Genomic DNA, 18,822 nt, shown 5'->3' on the forward strand with positions numbered 1-18,822 from the left:
GAAAAATGCAGGATGAGTTTGAGAGATTTCAGTCAGATAAAGCGTTTAAATATTTAGGGTTGTTTTTAGCGATTAGTTTAGCCATATGGAGTTTGTACAATTTAATTGTTTACGGAAGTGCTGGTATGCCGCTTGTTTTATTTGTACTAGGACAGTGGGTGTATTTTCTTGTGAACTATTGGCCGAAGTGGAAGTATAGAAATCAAAAAGAGGCGGATCATGTATGAGTAAGCAAGATGTTATAAGGTTTATAGGAAGTTTATTTTTAGCGGAGCTTATTTTAAATGCGAGTTTAATAATGTTAAGTATTTCATGGAGAACTATTTTCATATCGAATGTAGCACTAGTCATTTTATATGGCATTGCGGAATATAGAGAACAGAAGCGTTTGAAAGAAGAGGGAATACCGTCGATTGATGAGCGAGTTGTGAATAAGATGAAGTCATATTTTACGATTAGTATGACAAGCTTCGTTTTCTTGTTCATTATGTATCTTTGTGTAAATAAGTATTTAGACAGGCCAGTAGTACATGTAAATGAGTTATTATATATTGCTATTTTTGGTCTATTAATAAGTATGGCATCGACGAGCGTGTTAGCAACAAGGAATAGATAGAAAAAGGGGAACTGGGATGGGATTACCGGTATTATGTGTCGCTACGGCTATTTTTGCTTTGTTTTGGGGAATGCAGAACTTCTCTCATAATCCAGTGCCGAGTATTTGTATTATGCTTGGTACTGTAGGTTTATCGTATTATTTATTAGTTTCAGCTCATTATCATAAAACAGCAACGAGTGTTGTTGTTGGGGCACTTATTTTATTTTGTGGTCGTGCTGTGCAAAAGGGGTTATTTCCGTAAAGGCTGTTTATACGAAGTGTATAAACAGCCTTTTGTATTTTTTTTACAAAACACTTGAAAGTTACGTAACGTCATCTTTTATAATGAAGGAGAAGAGGTGATGGTAGTGATTTCAATTCAACAATTGACGAGAGAAACAGGGGTTACGGTACGTACATTACGTTATTATGATCAAATAGATTTATTAAAGCCGAGTGGTAAAACAGAGGGTGGACATCGGTTATATAGTGAAGCGGACGTTATTCGTTTGCAACAAATTTTGTTTTTAAAGGAAATGGGATTTTCGTTAAAAGAAACTGCGAATATGTTAGTAAAAGGTGAGTTAGATTTAAAAAAATCGCTTGAAAAACAACTTCGGTTTGTACAAGAAGAACAAAAGAAATTTAATCGAATGGAGAGTGTTTTACAAGCAGTTGTTTATTCGGTAGATGTGGAAGGAGAACTCGATTGGAAAGTTATGTTTGAACTGATTCAGCTTTCGAAGCAGTCTTCTCGTATACGTGAAATATTTCAAAATGAAGTATTTTCAAAGGAAGAACAAAAATTGCTTCATAATTTACCAAACATGAGTAAGGAAGATCCGAATGTTTTAGAATGGGTAGATTTATTAAAGCAATTCCGTACTTTTATGAAAGACGGTAAAGAAGTAGCTAGTGATGAGGTACAAGGGGCAACGAAGAGATTAATGCAGAAATGTTTAGAAATGGCTAATGGTGATGAAGCGTTTTTAGATAAGTTATGGGAAGTTAGAAAATCGAAGGAAGATTCACAGAAAATGAGTCTGTATCCGATTGAAGAAGAACTTTTACTATATATGGATGAAGCTTTTCGTATCTATGATGAAAAGGAGAGGGCTAAATGAGTATGCTCGCAGAATATCGTTGGTATTTTTTAATTGGGGCAGAAATTGTATTTTGGTTAGCGGCTATCGGTTTCTTTTTACTCCGTTACGGATTTCGTTTGAAAAAGGCGAGTTTTATTATGGGAATTGTGCTACTCGTAAATGAAGTGTTTATTTTAACTTTAGGGGTAGTGGACTATTATCAAACAGGAAAGTTTTCTAACTTTCAAATCATTACTGTAATCATTTTATTGTATGCAGTCTTTTACGGGAAAAAGGATTTGAAGAAGCTTGATATATTTGCGCAAAAATTAGTTGCGAAATGGCGGAATGAGCCGGCGCCTATTATAGAAGAACAGGTAGAATTAACAGGTATGGCTTATGCGAAGCAGGAAATAAAAAATTGGGTATTGCACCTTAGTTTGTTTGTTGTTGTGCATATTTTCTTTTTCTTTCTGTACGGTCTTGCCCCGGTTGAACAATGGCGTAATTGGTTAGAAACGGGAATTGTTTTAAATAAAGCAGCGAGTCGGGTTAGCCAAGTTTGGGCGATTATACTTTTAGTGGATACAGTTATTTCATTTTCATATGTTCTTTTTCCGAAGAAGGAGAAGGGGAAAGAGAAGCTACTTTCTTAGAGGAAAGTAGCTTTTTTAGTATACCGATAGTTTGTATAGGAGAGGATGACAGTAGGAAAAAGAGCTGATTTTAAATGAAGTGGAATCTTAATCAGTGTGGTGCTTACTGTTTGTTCATGCGGAAGAAGATTTGATAAGGAAGGAAGTGTACTCTCCTTCCTTTTTCTATATATATTGTCGAAAACTTTACCGAATATCTGTTCGTTTTTTTAGGTTTTTTATGGGCATTCGTGGTAAAATAATAATACAGATTTTTATGAGGAGGTCGGATTTTCTTGGAACGTCAATTTGAAATTGTCTCAGCGTATTCCCCACAAGGTGATCAGCCGGTAGCTATAGAGAAGCTTGTAGAGGGAATTAATAGCGGAAAGAAAAAGCAAGTGTTGCTTGGAGCGACAGGAACGGGTAAGACATTTACGATTTCAAATGTCATTAAAGAAGTGCAAAAGCCAACGCTTGTCATGGCTCATAATAAAACGTTAGCAGGACAGTTATATAGTGAGTTGAAAGACTTTTTCCCAAATAATGCAGTTGAATATTTTGTTAGTTATTACGATTATTATCAACCAGAAGCGTATGTGCCGCAAACAGATACGTTTATTGAAAAAGACGCACAGATTAATGATGAAATTGATAAATTGCGTCACTCGGCAACGTCTGCATTATTTGAACGGGATGATGTAATTATCGTTGCGAGTGTTTCGTGTATATATGGTTTAGGTTCTCCAGAAGAATACCGCGAGTTAGTTGTTTCACTTCGAGTTGGTATGGAAAAGGATCGCAATCAATTGCTTCGTGAACTTGTTGATGTGCAATATGGTCGTAATGATATTGATTTCAAGCGTGGTACATTCCGTGTGCGCGGAGATGTAGTTGAAATCTTCCCGGCATCACTTGACGAGCATTGTATTCGAATTGAGTTTTTTGGCGATGAAATTGATCGTATTCGCGAAGTAAATGCTTTAACGGGGGAAGTATTAGCAGAACGTGATCATGTAGCAATCTTCCCAGCATCTCACTTCGTTACACGTGAAGAAAAGATGAAGGTCGCTATTGAAAATATCGAAAAAGAACTAGAAGAGCGTTTAAAGGAATTAAATGATAACGGCAAGTTGTTAGAAGCGCAGCGTATAGAGCAGCGTACACGTTATGATTTAGAAATGATGCGTGAGATGGGCTTTTGTTCAGGTATTGAAAACTATTCCCGTCATTTAACACTTCGTCCAGCGGGGGCAACGCCGTATACGTTATTAGACTATTTCCCGGAAGATTTCTTAATTGTTATGGATGAGTCGCACGTATCAGTGCCGCAAGTAAGAGCGATGTATAACGGGGACCAAGCGCGTAAGCAAGTACTTGTGGATCATGGATTCCGTCTGCCATCAGCTTTAGATAATAGACCGCTCACTTTTGATGAGTTTGAAGAGAAAACGAATCAAGTTATTTACGTTTCAGCAACGCCAGGACCGTATGAATTAGAGCAGTCGCCAGAAGTAATAGAACAAATTATTCGTCCAACAGGGCTTTTAGATCCGCCAATTGATATACGACCAATTGAAGGGCAAATTGACGATTTATTAGGAGAAATTCAAGATCGCATTGCAAAAAATGAACGTGTATTAATTACGACTTTAACGAAGAAGATGTCAGAGGATTTAACAGACTACTTAAAAGATGTAGGAATTAAGGTGAATTACCTGCATTCTGAAGTGAAAACGTTAGAACGTATTGAAATTATACGAGATCTTCGCCTTGGTAAGTTTGATGTTCTCGTTGGTATTAACTTATTGCGAGAAGGATTAGATATTCCAGAAGTATCCCTTGTAGCGATTTTAGATGCTGATAAGGAAGGATTCTTGCGTTCAGAACGTTCATTAATTCAAACAATTGGCCGTGCAGCACGTAATGAAAACGGCCGCGTTATTATGTACGCAGATCGTATAACGAGATCGATGGGAATTGCGATTGAAGAAACGAAGCGTCGTCGTAGTATACAAGAAGCTTACAATGAAGAGCATGGTATTACGCCGAAAACGATTCAAAAAGGTGTGCGTGATGTAATCCGTGCAACGACAGCTGCTGAAGAGCCGGAAACATATGAAGCAACGCCAGCTAAGAAGATGACGAAAAAAGAGCGTGAAAAGACAATTGCGAAGATGGAAGCAGAAATGAAAGAAGCAGCAAAAGCGTTAGACTTCGAGCGTGCAGCTGAATTAAGAGATTTACTATTAGAATTAAAAGCGGAAGGGTGAAAAGAGTGAGTAAGAGCAAGGATTTTATTGTTGTAAAAGGTGCTAGAGCACATAACTTAAAAAATATTGATGTAACCATTCCGAGAAATCAGCTTGTCGTTGTAACGGGATTGTCTGGTTCGGGGAAATCATCATTAGCATTTGATACGATTTATGCAGAAGGGCAGCGCAGATACGTAGAATCGTTATCTGCGTATGCACGCCAATTTTTAGGGCAAATGGATAAACCGGATGTAGATACGATTGAAGGATTGTCACCAGCAATTTCAATTGATCAAAAAACGACGAGTCGTAATCCGCGTTCAACTGTTGGAACGGTAACGGAGATTTATGATTATTTACGTTTATTATTTGCGCGAATTGGTACACCGATTTGTCCGAATCATGGCATTGAAATTACGTCACAAACAGTAGAGCAGATGGTAGACCGTGTACTTGAATATCCTGAACGTACGAAATTACAAGTGCTAGCTCCTATCGTTTCTGGTCGTAAAGGTGCACATGTGAAAGTGCTTGAAGATATTAAGAAGCAAGGATATGTTCGTGTACGTGTTGATGGTGAAATGCTTGATGTGTCTGAAGATATTGCGTTAGATAAAAATAAGAAGCATTCCATTGAAGTTGTAATAGACCGTATTGTTGTAAAAGAAGGGATCGCAAGCCGTCTTGCAGATTCTCTTGAAAGTGCATTAAAGCTTGGCGGGGGACGAGTGCTAATCGATGTTATGGGAGAAGAGGAACTTCTATTTAGTGAACATCATGCTTGTCCGCATTGTGGTTTTTCAATTGGAGAATTAGAACCGCGTATGTTCTCATTCAATAGTCCTTTCGGGGCATGTCCTTCTTGTGATGGGCTTGGTTCAAAGTTAGAGGTAGATTTAGAACTTGTTATTCCGAACTGGGATTTATCATTAAATGAACATGCGATTGCGCCTTGGGAGCCGACAAGTTCACAATATTACCCACAACTTTTACAATCTGTATGTAATCATTACGGCGTTGATATGGATGTGCCTGTGAAAGATATACCGAAAGATTTGTTTGATAAAGTGTTGTACGGAAGCGGAGAAGAGAAAGTTTATTTCCGTTATGTGAATGAATTTGGTCAAGTAAAGGAAAATGAGATTTTATTTGAAGGTGTTATTCCAAATATTGAACGTCGTTATCGTGAAACGAGTTCGGATTACGTTCGTGAGCAAATGGAAAAGTATATGGCAGAGCAAGCTTGTCCGAAGTGTAAAGGTGGACGTTTAAAGCCTGAGAGTTTAGCTGTTTTCGTTGGCGGAAAAACGATTGCTGATGTAACGAAATATTCTGTTCAAGAAGTACAGGAATTCTTCTCAAGTGTGGAGCTAACAGAGAAACAACAAAAAATTGCTCATTTAATTTTAAGAGAAATTCAGGAGCGCGTTGGGTTCTTAGTGAACGTCGGTTTAGATTATTTAACGTTAAGTCGTGCCGCAGGAACTTTATCAGGTGGTGAGGCGCAACGTATTCGTTTAGCAACGCAAATTGGTTCTCGTCTTACTGGCGTACTTTACATTCTTGATGAGCCTTCTATCGGTTTGCATCAGCGCGATAACGATCGTCTTATTCGTACATTGCAAGAAATGCGTGATTTAGGTAATACGTTAATTGTTGTTGAGCATGATGAAGATACGATGATGGCAGCTGATTATTTACTTGATATCGGGCCTGGCGCAGGTATTCACGGTGGACAAGTCGTATCAGCAGGTACACCAGCTGAAGTGATGCAAGACGAGAATTCGCTAACCGGTAAGTATTTAAGCGGTAAAGAGTTTATTCCAGTTCCACTTGAAAGACGTAAAGGTGACGGACGAAAAGTGGAAATCGTCGGTGCAAAGGAGAATAACTTAAAGAACGCGAAAATGTCATTCCCGCTTGGTACGTTTGTAGCGGTAACGGGTGTATCTGGTTCTGGTAAAAGTACGATGATTAATGAAGTACTATATAAATCGTTAGCGCAAAAGTTATATAAAGCGAAAGCGAAGCCGGGTACTCATAAAGAAATTAAAGGTCTTGAGCATTTAGATAAAGTAATCGATATTGATCAATCGCCAATTGGACGTACACCACGTTCTAACCCAGCGACTTATACAGGTGTGTTTGATGATATTCGTGATGTGTTTGCTCAAACGAATGAAGCGAAAGTACGCGGATATCAAAAAGGACGTTTCAGCTTTAATGTAAAAGGTGGACGTTGTGAAGCGTGCCGTGGTGATGGAATTATAAAAATCGAAATGCACTTCTTACCAGACGTATATGTGCCGTGTGAAGTTTGTCATGGTAAACGTTACAACCGTGAAACGTTAGAAGTGAAATATAAAGATAAAAATATTTCTGAAGTGTTGGGGATGACGATTGAAGACGGAGTAGAGTTCTTCGCTAATATCCCAAAAATTAAGCGTAAACTTCAAACGCTTGTAGATGTTGGACTTGGTTATATGAAATTAGGGCAACCAGCTACGACGTTATCTGGTGGTGAAGCACAGCGTGTGAAATTAGCTTCTGAATTGCATCGTCGTTCTACAGGACGTACACTATACATTTTAGACGAGCCAACGACTGGTTTACATGCTCATGATATTGCACGTCTTCTAGAAGTGTTGCAACGTCTTGTTGAGAGTGGTGAGACGGTTCTTGTAATTGAACATAATTTAGATGTGATAAAAACAGCGGATTATATCGTTGACCTTGGACCGGAGGGCGGAGACAAAGGTGGACAAATCGTTGCTTCCGGAACGCCAGAGCAAGTAGTGAAAGAAGAGCGCTCGTATACGGGTAAGTATTTAAAAGAGATTTTAAATCGTGATAAAGCAAGAATGAAAGAGAAGATAAAAGAAGTAGAACTATCACAATAAGGTATTATGAAAAACCGAGTGGCAATGACACTCGGTTTTTCGTTCATAGGGGGAGAACATGGAGTTTATAGATGTTTTAAGAAAGAAAAATATGAAGGTGAGAGAGTTTCAAAGTTGAGGTGTATGTTTTCGCAAGCGCTGGGAGGATAACTTTGAAAATCATGTAAGTGATGAGGAAAAAGAAGTGTTTAGAGGGAGAAGAAGCGGAAAACGCGTTTCATAATGAAGTGAAAAAGGAGTGCTACATCTTCTATCAACACTGTGATGATGTACTACTAATAAAAGATGCAAGTTTATTAAGTATGGATGATATGTATAAAGGCGATATTTACATTGTAGATAGAGAGTTCACTTGGACTTTTGTAAAAACGCATGAACATAGATGGTGTGGGCCTTATTTCGCAAAGAAGTGCTAGTAGGTATACAAGCATGAAGAGTAGAATAAGTTGATATAAGTGTCCGTATCATACTTGCGTTTATTGTCTATTAGCGTATGATGAAAGATATATGTTTAAAAGGATGTGTAAGAAAATGAGATGGATTGTATCACTTCTTGTAAATAGCGTTGTGTTAATCGCTGTATCGGGACTTTTAAAAGGGATTGCACCAGACGCGTTTTACGTAGCAAATATACAAACTGCAATTATTGCGAGTATTATTTTGGCTGTTTTAAATGTGTTCGTAAAACCGTTTTTAATTTTAATTACGCTACCAATTACTGTTGTAACTTTCGGTTTCTTCTTAATTGTTATTAATGCGATTACGTTAAAAATAGCAGATTCATTATTAGGAGACGCATTTAATATATCAGGTTTCGGTGTAGCGATCGTTGCGGCAATTTGTATTTCAATTTTTAATATGATTATTGAAAAGGCAATTGTGGAACCTTTATATGAAAAAAAGAGAAAATGACAAAAAGAAAAACATTTCATGATATGTATGAAATGTTTTTTTCTATTTATTAGAAACCGTATTTCTTGTTTCCAGAAAAAAATGGTACAATATCCGATAGAATGGAATTTTACATCAAATGAGACTGAACCCGCAGCGGAGTGGAGGTTTATACATATGCCGAAAGTAAGGACAAAAGATTTAATTGAACAATTTCAATTGGAGTTAATAAGTGGTGAAGAAGGAATTCATCGTCCGATTGATACAAGTGATTTATCAAGACCTGGAATTGAAATGGCAGGATTTTTTACATATTATCCAGCTGATCGCGTGCAGCTTCTTGGAAAGACGGAGCTGACGTTCTTTGACACGTTAACGTCAGAGCAAAAACAAGAGAGAATGAAAGCGCTTTGTACTGAGGAGACGCCATGTATTATTGTAACTCGTAATCAAGATGTACCAGATGAGTTGCTGCAAGCATCGCGTGAATCGGGCATGCCTTTATTACGCTCTTCTCAAACGACAACGAGATTATCAAGTCGTTTAACAAATTATTTAGAAGGTAAGTTAGCACCAACAACAGCTGTTCATGGTGTGTTAGTAGATATTTACGGCGTTGGTGTTTTAATTACAGGACAAAGTGGTGTCGGTAAAAGTGAGACAGCTCTTGAGCTTGTAAAACGTGGTCATCGCCTTGTTGCGGATGATAGTGTAGAAATTCGCCAAGAAGATGAAGACATGTTAGTCGGAAGCTCACCAGATTTAATTGAGCATTTATTAGAAATTCGTGGTCTAGGCATTATTAACGTTATGACGTTATTCGGTGCAGGCGCAGTGCGAAATTATAAGCGTATTACACTTGTTATTAATCTTGAAATTTGGGATCAAAAGAAAAATTATGATCGCTTAGGTCTTGATGAAGAGAAGATGAAGATTATTGATACAGAACTTACGAAGATTACACTTCCAGTTCGTCCTGGTCGAAACTTAGCTGTTATTATTGAAGTGGCAGCGATGAACTTCCGTTTAAAACGTATGGGAGTCAATGCAGCACAGCAGTTCTCAGAACGATTAATGAGTGCGATTGAGTTAGGAAATCAGGAGTAAACATTGGAGAGGGAGGTCATACATATGCTGTTAGGTTCTGTACCACAGCTTGACCGCGTAGCTATCCAACTTGGACCGTTTCCTGTTTATTGGTACGGGATTATTATCGGTACAGGTGTGCTATTAGGTCTTTGGCTAGCAACTCGCGAAGGAGAAAGGCTAGGTATTCCCAAAGATACATTTGTTGACCTTGTATTAATTGCAGTACCGATCGCTATTCTATTTGCGAGAATGTACTATGTTATTTTTGAATGGGAATATTACGCGCAAAACCCGAGTCAAATTATTAATATTCGTCAAGGTGGCTTGGCGATTCATGGTGGCTTAATCGGGGCTGTTATTACAGGGATTCTTTTTGCGAAACGTCGCGGAGTTTCATTCTGGAAGTTGGCGGATATTGCTGCACCAAGTATTTTACTAGGACAAGCAATTGGCCGATGGGGAAACTTTATGAACCAAGAGGCACATGGTGATGAGGTAACGAGACAGTTTTTAGAAGGCCTTCATTTACCGGATTTCATTATTAATCAAATGTATATTGATGGTGTTTACTATCACCCGACGTTTTTATATGAATCATTATGGAATTTTGCAGGTGTCATTTTATTACTCGCATTACGAAAAGTGAACTTGCGCCGTGGGGAATTATTCTTCACATATTTAATTTGGTATTCAATAGGACGCTTCTTCGTAGAAGGTTTACGTACAGATAGTTTAATGCTAGGGCCACTTCGTATTGCACAAGTAATGTCAATTGGACTTGTTGTTATTTCTATTATTTTCATTATTGTGAGACGAAAAATGGGGCAAGCTGATAAAAGATATTTAGAAAATTAGAGAAAAGTAGCATCTTATTATAAGATGCTGCTTCTTTCATATTCAGGAAAGAGAAAGGACTAAGGCAATGAAAATAAATACAGTGTTATTTGATTTAGATGGAACGTTAATTAATACAAATGAATTTATTATTTCTTCTTTTTTACATACTTTACATACATATTATCCAAATCAATATAAGCGTGAGGATGTATTGCCATTTATCGGTCCATCTTTACATGACACTTTCAGCAAGATTGATGAAAGTAAGGTTGAAGAGTTAATTACGAGCTATCGTCAATTTAACCATGATCATCATGATGAATTAGTAGAAGAATATGAAACTGTATATGAAACAGTTCAAGAGTTGAAGAAGCAAGGTTATAAAGTTGGTATTGTTACAACGAAAGCACGACAAACTGTTGAGATGGGATTAAAGTTATCGAAGCTTGATGAGTTTTTTGATGTTGTTGTGACAATTGATGATGTCGAGCATGTGAGACCACATCCAGAGCCACTTCAAAAAGCGCTTCAGTTATTAGATGCGAAACCGGAAGAAGCATTGATGGTTGGGGATAATCATCATGATATTGTTGGCGGACAAAATGCGGGTACGAAAACAGCTGCGGTTTCATGGACATTGAAAGGTAGAGCGTATTTAGAGGCTTACAAGCCAGACTTTATGCTAGATAAAATGAGTGATTTATTGCCGATTTTGTCCGACATGAATCGTTCGTAAAGATAAGTAGAGGAGCGAGTGAAGTGCGACGGACAACGCGCTATCCTGTTTCAGGAGAAAATTCATTATGGAACGTGTATAAAACAGTGTCTTTTTGGAAGGTAATGAAAAACTTTATGATTATCCAAATTGCACGTTATACACCTTTTTTATCGGTCAAGAATTGGTTATACCGCACCTTTTTGCGGATGAAAGTAGGAAAGAAAACATCGTTTGCGCTTATGGTAATGCCGGATATTATGTTCCCGGAAAAGATAACTGTGGGAGATAATTCGATTATTGGCTATAACACGACGCTTTTAGCGCACGAATATTTAATTCGCGAATATCGACTTGGGGAAATCGTTATTGGAAACGAAGTGATGATCGGGGCAAATACGACTATATTACCAGGTGTGAAAATTGGGGATGGCGCGATTGTTTCAGCTGGCACACTTGTTCATAAAGATGTGCCAGGCGGTGCTTTCGTGGGTGGGAATCCAATGCGTGTTATTTATACGAAAGAGCAAATGGAGGCTAGAGAAGGTTCATACTAGAAATGTAACATTTCTCTTCTTTTTTAATGAATAAAAAGGAAATAATTGAGTATAATATACTGTTTTGTTTTTTACGGAATCGTTTATACTTATAGATAGAAGAATGTGTGAACGAAGAAAACAAAAAACTGGAGGATATATGGGGAAAAATCAAAGAATATATAAGGAGAACGGACAAGTTATCTCTTTTAATCAATTAGCGGACTTCTTTTATAAAAAAGGGATGAGGGCTTACAAAGGACAAAAATTGCAAGATGCAATTAAATATTTTCGAAGAGCGGCACAAAGCGAGAAGGAGCCGTTTATTTTATGTCAATTAGCAACAGTATTATCTGAGGCTGGTGAATATCAAGAGTCGAATCAAACCTTCTTTAAGCTTGTTAGATCTAATCCAGAACTTGAACAGTGTTATTATTTTATTGCAAATAATTATGCGTATATGGGTCTATTTCAGCAGGCGAAGAAGTATGCGGATCGCTATTTAGAAGTTGCAGAAGAGAAGGAATTTGTTGAAGATACATTAGAATTACTTGAAATTATGGAAGAAGAAGCGATGGGTGCGGAAGAGATTGAGGATGAAGATGATTTAATTGTTATGCAGGAAGAAGCCAATCGTTATATTCGTAACGGACAATTGGAAGAAGCAATTGCTACATTAGAAATTGTTACGAAAGACTATCCGGAATTTTGGTCGGGGCATAATAATTTAGCTATTGCGCATTTTCAATCTGGTAATGTAGATAAGGCGCTGAAATTAACGGAAATGATTTTAGAGAAAAATCCTGGTAATATACATGCGCTTTGTAATACACTTATTTTTCTATATTCAATTGGAGAGCATAAACAAGTAGAGGTGTTAGCTGCTCAGTTAGTTTCGGTATATCCGATTTCGTTTGAACATCGTTTGAAACTTGGGACGACACTTGCAACAATTGGTCATTTCGAGCCTGCATATAAATGGTTCAAATTATTAAAGCGTCAAGGATACGAAGGAGACGTTAGTTTCTATTATTGGTTTGCATATTCTGCGTATATGGTGAAAGATCAGCAAGTAGCTGAAAAAATGTGGCAACATGTTGTAGAATTGCACCCTGATAAAAAGGGAAAAGAACCGTGGAATGCATTGAATTTAGCGGATGAAGGACAAAATGTGTTATTTGAAGAATTACGAAAATCATTCCAGCAAAGTGCGACGCTAGAGGAACAAATGCTAGCTTTATATTTAATGAATGAATTATCAACGCCGGAGAAGGTTGGATTCTTCTTTGATGTAACGCAGGCGAAGAATGGTGTTCCAATCGTATCGCAACTTGCAAAGTATTTCTTTTTACTGAATAGCCATAAGAGTATTCCAGCTGATTTACAGCAATTTGAACAGTGCGCGCGAATCGCGGATGCTTTATACAATTATACGAAAAAAGATGATGAATTAATCGAAGAGTGTTTACAATTTTGGTTTTGTACGTTTATACGTTTATATACATCTGGGGCAGTTTTTACAAATGTATACGGCTGGTCAGCTGCGGTTGAATATATCGTACGCAGTGAACAAGGAAATAAGATGACACAGTCGGAGCTCGGAGATGTGTATAATGTATCTGTAGCGACTGTTCGAAAGTATGTGCAAGCTGTTAAGCGTACGCACACATAGATAAGCAAATCATTGGGAAAAAAATGATGCGAACAGTATAATGAGGGTAACTTAATTGTGTAGGAATGGATAGGAGTGAATAGTGTGTCAGAAGAAAAAATTTATGATGTCATTATTATTGGTGCAGGACCAGCTGGTATGACAGCTGCAGTATATACATCTCGTGCGAATTTAAGCACATTAATGCTTGAGCGTGGTATTCCAGGCGGGCAAATGGCAAATACAGAAGATGTAGAAAACTACCCAGGTTATGAGTCTATTTTAGGACCAGACTTATCAAATAAAATGTTCGAGCATGCGAAGAAATTTGGTGCTGAATATGCATACGGTGATGTGAAAGAAGTCATCGATGGTAAAGAATACAAAACAATTATTGCTGGTAAAAAAGAATATAAAGCACGTGCAATTATCGTTGCAAGTGGTGCAGAGTATAAAAAAATTGGTGTACCAGGTGAAACAGAACTTGGCGGCCGCGGTGTATCATATTGTGCGGTATGTGATGGCGCATTCTTTAAAGGGAAAGAACTTGTAGTTATTGGCGGCGGAGATTCTGCTGTTGAAGAGGGTGTGTTCTTAACACGCTTCGCATCAAAAGTAACGATCGTTCACCGTCGTGACACGCTTCGCGCACAGAAAATTTTACAAGATCGTGCTTTCCAAAACGAAAAAGTAGACTTTATTTGGAACCACACGATAAAAGAAATTAACGAAGCAAATGGTAAAGTAGGAAGTGTAACACTTGTAGATGTAAACAGTGGAGAAGAGAAAGAAGTCAAAACTGACGGCGTATTCGTATACATCGGTATGTTACCACTATCAAAACCATTTGTTGAACTAGGTATTACAAATGAAAATGGTTACCTTGAAACAAACGAGCGTATGGAAACGAAAGTTCCTGGTATTTTCGCAGCTGGTGATGTTCGTGAAAAAATGCTACGTCAAATTGTAACTGCAACAGGTGATGGTAGTATTGCAGCACAAAGTGCACAACATTACGTAGAAGAATTATTAGAAGAACTAAAAACTGTATCAGAAAAATAAGGGATAATATACCTTTTGAGAAGAAAGCTACCGATAGGAGCTTTCTTCTTTTTTTGTGTGAAAATGTCAAAGTTTTGTCAAAAAATATTGGGATTATAAGCTTTCTTATTGATATACTGGACTTTACGGAAAAAATCACTATAAGAAATGAGGAATTTATTCAGTATGGAATGGCGTAATATATATCGTGGATTTTGTATGGGCGTTAGTGATTTAATTCCTGGTGTGAGCGGCGGTACAATCGCTGTTGTGTTAGGGATTTATGAACAATTGCTTGCGGCAATTAGCGGATTCTTTAGTCGTGAATGGAAAAAACATTTAGGATTTTTAATTCCACTTGCAGCTGGTGTGGCAGCAGCATTTTTAACGTTAAGTCACATTATTAAATATTTACTTGCAAATCATTATGAACCGACTCAATTTTTCTTCCTCGGTTTAATTATTAGTATATTACCGATGTTAATGAGAGAAGCTGATGCAAAGTCGTCGTTTAAAGGTAAGCACATTGTTTTATTAATCGTTGCAGCAATTCTTGTTGCCATCACAGCTTTCTTTAAACCAGATAAGACAGCAGATCCAATTACGACGTTAACAATTTTAAATGCAATTGGTTTATTTTTCGCAGGATGGATGGCTAGTATGGCGATGTTACTTCCTGGAATTAGCGGATCGTTTATTTTATTAATTATTGGTGTATATCCGACAGCAATTAATGCTTTAACTACACTCAACTTACCTTTAATTGCAGTTATTGGTGCTGGCGTTATGGTAGGGTTCGTTGTAAGTAGTAAAGGAATTAGTTTCTTATTAGATCGATATAAAAGTATGACATTTGCGGCAATTATTGGACTAGTTATCGGTTCGATTGTAATTGTGTTCCCTGGTATTCCAACTGGAGGATTTTCAATTATAAGTTCAATTATTACCTTTATTTTAGGATTTGCGATTGTTACTTATTTCGGTAAGAAATAAGGGCTGGAGTCCCCTTGGCGATAAAAGTCGTTAAGGGGATTTTTCATGCTATATATTGAAAGTCCAGGCATTTACATTGCTTGTTATAAAAAGCTTTTTTAAAATTGTTGAGTAGCAGTGTTTAGCGAAAGGGGGACTGGCTCCTTCGTTGTAGCAAACTGTTTTTGATAGTATAATGAAATGAGTATGCAGTGAGAAATTTGCTGCAAGTAGCTGAGGTGAAGAAACATGCAAAGAGTGACAAACTGTGTGTTAATTAGAGATAATGAAGTACTCTTACTCCAAAAACCTCGCCGGAATTGGTGGGTTGCACCAGGCGGGAAAATGGAGCGTGGTGAGACTGTAAGAGATTCCGTTGTTCGCGAGTATCGTGAAGAAACAGGTATTTATTTAAAGAACCCAGCGTTAAAGGGGGTCTTCACCTTTGTCATCCAAGAAGGTGATAAAGTTGTTTCTGAATGGATGATGTTCTCCTTTTTAGCGACAGATTTTGCAGGAGAAAACAAACTAGAGAGCGAAGAAGGCATCATTGGTTGGCATACATTTGATAAAATTGATGATTTAGCAATGGCACCAGGAGATTATCACATTATTGATTATTTAATTAAAGGAAATGGCATAATCTACGGTACATTTGTATATACCCCAGATTTTGAGTTGCTTTCATATCGATTAGATCCGAGTTAAACCGTCAAGGAGAGGATACGATGACAGAGAATAATGATATAAAAATGGTAATTATTACAGGAATGTCTGGAGCTGGAAAGACAGTAGCTTTACAAAGTTTTGAAGATTTAGGATATTTCTGTGTAGATAATTTACCACCGATGTTATTGCCAAAGTTTATTGAGCTTATGGCGGATTCAAAAGGAAAAATGAATAAAGTAGCACTTGGTATTGATTTACGTGGCCGAGAGTTTTTCGAACATTTATGGGAAGCGCTTGATGATTTATCAGAACGTACATGGATTATTCCTCATATTTTATTCTTAGATGCGAAAGATAGCACACTTGTAACTCGTTATAAAGAAACGAGACGCTCGCATCCACTTGCACCAACTGGTCTGCCGTTAAAGGGAATCGAAGCAGAGCGTAATTTATTAACAGATATGAAGGCACGCGCGAATATTGTGCTTGATACATCTGATTTAAAACCGAAAGAATTACGTGAAAAAATTGTTCACCTATTTTCAACTGAAACTGAGCAAGCATTTCGTGTAAATGTTATGTCATTTGGGTTTAAGTACGGTATTCCAATTGATGCAGATTTAGTATTTGATGTTCGTTTTTTACCAAATCCATATTACATTCCACATATGAAGCCATTAACAGGACTAGATGAGGAAGTTTCATCGTATGTGCTGAAATTTAATGAGACGCATAAGTTTTTAGAGAAATTGACTGATCTTATCACTTTCATGCTGCCTCATTATAAAAGAGAAGGCAAGAGTCAACTTGTAATTGCAATTGGATGTACAGGTGGACAGCATCGTTCTGTTACGCTTACAGAATACCTTGGGAAACATTTGAAACCAGAGTATAGTGTTCATGTATCTCATCGTGATGTGGAGAAGAGAAAGGGCCATTAAGGGATGAAAAAAGAGAGAAAACCTAAAATTGTCATCATGGGAGGCGGAACTGGACTTTCTGTTTTATTACGAGGATTAAAACAATATCCGGTTGATATTACAGCAGTTGTTACAATCGCTGATGATGGTGGCAGTTCAGGTAGATTACGTGATGAGCTAGAAATTCCACCCCCAGGTGACATTCGTAACGTACTTGTTGCGTTATCAGATGTAGAGCCACTGGTGGAAGCTTTATTCCAGCATCGTTTCACAACGGGAGATGGGCTGAAAGGTCATGCGTTAGGAAATTTATTATTGGCAGGTATGACCTCGATTACAGGAGACTTCTTCCATGCTATTACAGAAACGAGTAAAGTTTTAAATGTTAGAGGGCGTGTATTACCAGCAGCGAATCAAAGTGCAGTACTACATGCGGAACTAGAAGACGGAGAAATTGTAACAGGTGAATCAAAGATTCCTTATTTCGGAAAGAAAATTAACCGTGTCTTTTTAACTCCAGAAGATGTAGAGCCGTTACATGAAACGTTGACTGAAATTAAACGAGCTGATTTACTTGTTTTCGGTCCAGGAAGTTTGTATACGAGTATATTACCGAATTTAGTTGTTAACAAAATTGGGGACGCTGTTCTTGCTGCAAAAGCAAAGAAGGTATATGTGTGTAATGTTATGACGCAAGCTGGTGAAACGATGGGATATACTGCGTTTGATCATGTGCAGGCGTTACATGATCATTTAGGTGAACCATTTATCGATACTGCAATTGTAAATAACCGTGATATTCCTTGTGAATTACGTCAGTTATATGAGGAAGAAATGTCAGCACCAGTTGTAGTAGATGAAGAGCGTTTTACTGAAAATAATATTAATGTGATTCAAGATCAATTAGCGAAGTATGATGACCGTGTTGTAAGACACGATACATTAAAACTAGCTTCTATTTTATATTCACTGTTGTAGATGTGCGTTGCCTCGTTTGAGGTAACGCTCCTCATTTCATATAGGACAAGATTTTTGTTCCACAATAATCGTATAAGGAGGTGTTGACTGTGTCATTTGCATCAGAAACAAAGAAAGAGTTGACGAATCTGGAGATGAAGGAATGCTGTGAGAAAGCAGAATTATCAGCGTTACTTCGCATGAACGGATCGCTTTCTTTTTCAAACCGTCGTCTATCAATCGATATTCAAACGGAAAATGCGGCAATTGCAAGAAGGATTTATACGCTTTTGAAAAAAGGATATGACGTGACGGTAGAATTACTTGTTCGTAAAAAAATGCGATTGAAGAAAAACAATGTATATATCGTAAGGCTTGTTGAGAAGTCACGCGAAATATTAGCTGATCTTCATATCGTTCGAGACGACTTTTCATTTATTCGAAATATATCACAAGAATTAATTGAGAAGAAATGTTGTAAACGATCGTATTTACGCGGTGCATTTTTAGCAGGTGGTTCAGTAAATAACCCAGAAACATCATCTTATCATTTAGAGATCTTTTCGTTATATAAGGAACATAATGATGCTATATGTGAACTGATGAACGGATTTGATTTAAATAGTAAGACGTTGGAAAGAAGAAAAGGGTACATTACGTATTTGAAAGAAGCAGAAAAGATTACAGAGTTTTTAAATATTATAGGTGCTCATAATGCACTTTTAAGATTTGAAGACATTCGAATCGTACGTGATATGCGTAATTCTGTAAATCGCTTAGTGAACTGCGAAACAGCTAATTTAAATAAAACAATTGGTGCAGCGCTAAGGCAGATTGAAAATATCCGTTATATTGATGAGACAGTTGGTCTTGATATATTGCCGGATAAATTACGAGAAATTGCGCAATTACGAAGAGATTATCAAGATGTAACATTGAAAGAGTTAGGTGAGATGGTATCCGGGGGGAAAATTAGTAAATCGGGTATTAATCATCGTTTGCGTAAAATTGATGATATTGCAGAGAAATTACGCGCGGGGGAAACGGTAGCAAAAAAATAAGAGGTTAAAG

The 18,822-nt window shown here is 37.4% G+C and carries 19 protein-coding genes and 1 pseudogene; all 20 read left to right on the forward strand.

Going from position 1 to position 18,822, the window contains the following annotated elements; all coding sequences use genetic code 11:
• Window positions 1-5: 5 nt before the first annotated feature.
• The 20 genes and pseudogenes from QCI47_RS01665 to whiA all read left to right on the forward strand — a co-directional run bounded on the left by QCI47_RS01665 (window position 6) and on the right by whiA (window position 18,812).
• Window positions 6-227: a hypothetical protein gene (locus QCI47_RS01665; protein WP_086707055.1), complete on the forward strand. Its 222-nt coding sequence runs from the start codon at window positions 6-8 to the stop codon at window positions 225-227.
• Complete coding sequence (locus tag QCI47_RS01670; protein ID WP_000043107.1) at window positions 224-616, forward strand: hypothetical protein; 393 nt, start codon at window positions 224-226, stop codon at window positions 614-616. Before QCI47_RS01665 ends, QCI47_RS01670 begins: the two co-directional genes overlap by 4 nt.
• A 16-nt stretch (window positions 617-632) precedes the next feature.
• Complete coding sequence (locus tag QCI47_RS01675; RefSeq protein ID WP_000524119.1) at window positions 633-860, forward strand: hypothetical protein; 228 nt, start codon at window positions 633-635, stop codon at window positions 858-860.
• A gap of 100 nt (window positions 861-960) precedes the next feature.
• Window positions 961-1,722 carry a MerR family transcriptional regulator gene (locus QCI47_RS01680; RefSeq protein ID WP_309422832.1) on the forward strand — a complete coding sequence of 254 codons (762 nt, stop codon included), beginning with the start codon at window positions 961-963 and terminating at the stop codon, window positions 1,720-1,722.
• Window positions 1,719-2,339, forward strand: a complete 621-nt coding sequence (locus QCI47_RS01685) for a hypothetical protein (protein ID WP_000062166.1) — start codon at window positions 1,719-1,721, stop codon at window positions 2,337-2,339. Before QCI47_RS01680 ends, QCI47_RS01685 begins: the two co-directional genes overlap by 4 nt.
• Before the next feature lie 275 nt (window positions 2,340-2,614).
• Window positions 2,615-4,591: an excinuclease ABC subunit B gene (uvrB, locus tag QCI47_RS01690; protein WP_000441046.1), complete on the forward strand. Its 1,977-nt coding sequence runs from the start codon at window positions 2,615-2,617 to the stop codon at window positions 4,589-4,591.
• Between the two features lie 5 nt (window positions 4,592-4,596).
• Window positions 4,597-7,473 (forward strand): excinuclease ABC subunit UvrA, encoded by a 2,877-nt coding sequence (uvrA, locus tag QCI47_RS01695; RefSeq protein ID WP_000045569.1) that lies wholly within the window; start codon window positions 4,597-4,599, stop codon window positions 7,471-7,473.
• Window positions 7,474-7,531: 58 nt separating this feature from the next.
• A pseudogene (locus QCI47_RS01700) lies at window positions 7,532-7,889 on the forward strand (DUF4275 family protein).
• Window positions 7,890-8,004: 115 nt separating this feature from the next.
• Window positions 8,005-8,385: a phage holin family protein gene (locus tag QCI47_RS01705; RefSeq protein ID WP_001267308.1), complete on the forward strand. Its 381-nt coding sequence runs from the start codon at window positions 8,005-8,007 to the stop codon at window positions 8,383-8,385.
• A 156-nt stretch (window positions 8,386-8,541) separates the two neighbouring features.
• Window positions 8,542-9,471: an HPr(Ser) kinase/phosphatase gene (gene hprK, locus QCI47_RS01710; protein ID WP_001127250.1), complete on the forward strand. Its 930-nt coding sequence runs from the start codon at window positions 8,542-8,544 to the stop codon at window positions 9,469-9,471.
• Window positions 9,472-9,495: 24 nt separating this feature from the next.
• On the forward strand, window positions 9,496-10,308 hold the full coding sequence (gene lgt, locus QCI47_RS01715; RefSeq protein WP_071742121.1) for a prolipoprotein diacylglyceryl transferase: 813 nt from the start codon (window positions 9,496-9,498) through the stop codon (window positions 10,306-10,308).
• 67 nt (window positions 10,309-10,375) lie between these two features.
• Window positions 10,376-11,026, forward strand: a complete 651-nt coding sequence (ppaX, locus tag QCI47_RS01720) for a pyrophosphatase PpaX (protein WP_353811680.1) — start codon at window positions 10,376-10,378, stop codon at window positions 11,024-11,026.
• 23 nt (window positions 11,027-11,049) lie between these two features.
• A complete protein-coding gene (locus QCI47_RS01725; RefSeq protein WP_071742122.1) occupies window positions 11,050-11,562 on the forward strand; it encodes an acyltransferase in 513 nt (170 codons plus the stop codon).
• Window positions 11,563-11,701: 139 nt separating this feature from the next.
• On the forward strand, window positions 11,702-13,213 hold the full coding sequence (locus tag QCI47_RS01730) for a tetratricopeptide repeat protein (RefSeq protein ID WP_000517738.1): 1,512 nt from the start codon (window positions 11,702-11,704) through the stop codon (window positions 13,211-13,213).
• 84 nt (window positions 13,214-13,297) lie between these two features.
• Window positions 13,298-14,254, forward strand: a complete 957-nt coding sequence (gene trxB, locus QCI47_RS01735) for a thioredoxin-disulfide reductase (protein ID WP_001288072.1) — start codon at window positions 13,298-13,300, stop codon at window positions 14,252-14,254.
• A 165-nt stretch (window positions 14,255-14,419) separates the two neighbouring features.
• Window positions 14,420-15,226, forward strand: a complete 807-nt coding sequence (locus QCI47_RS01740) for a DUF368 domain-containing protein (protein ID WP_353811681.1) — start codon at window positions 14,420-14,422, stop codon at window positions 15,224-15,226.
• A 228-nt stretch (window positions 15,227-15,454) separates the two neighbouring features.
• Complete coding sequence (locus QCI47_RS01745; RefSeq protein WP_001190080.1) at window positions 15,455-15,913, forward strand: NUDIX hydrolase; 459 nt, start codon at window positions 15,455-15,457, stop codon at window positions 15,911-15,913.
• Between the two features lie 20 nt (window positions 15,914-15,933).
• Complete coding sequence (gene rapZ / locus QCI47_RS01750) at window positions 15,934-16,815, forward strand: RNase adapter RapZ (protein ID WP_000138457.1); 882 nt, start codon at window positions 15,934-15,936, stop codon at window positions 16,813-16,815.
• 3 nt (window positions 16,816-16,818) lie between these two features.
• Entirely contained in the window at window positions 16,819-17,772 is a 954-nt protein-coding gene (locus QCI47_RS01755; protein ID WP_000712175.1) for a gluconeogenesis factor YvcK family protein, read from the forward strand.
• 89 nt (window positions 17,773-17,861) lie between these two features.
• A complete protein-coding gene (whiA, locus tag QCI47_RS01760) occupies window positions 17,862-18,812 on the forward strand; it encodes a DNA-binding protein WhiA (protein ID WP_000006561.1) in 951 nt (316 codons plus the stop codon).
• The last annotated feature ends 10 nt before the right edge of the window (window positions 18,813-18,822 follow it).

The sequence above is a fragment of the Bacillus cereus group sp. RP29 genome (assembly GCF_040459765.1).
Classification (GTDB): Bacteria; Bacillota; Bacilli; order Bacillales; family Bacillaceae_G; genus Bacillus_A; species Bacillus_A paranthracis.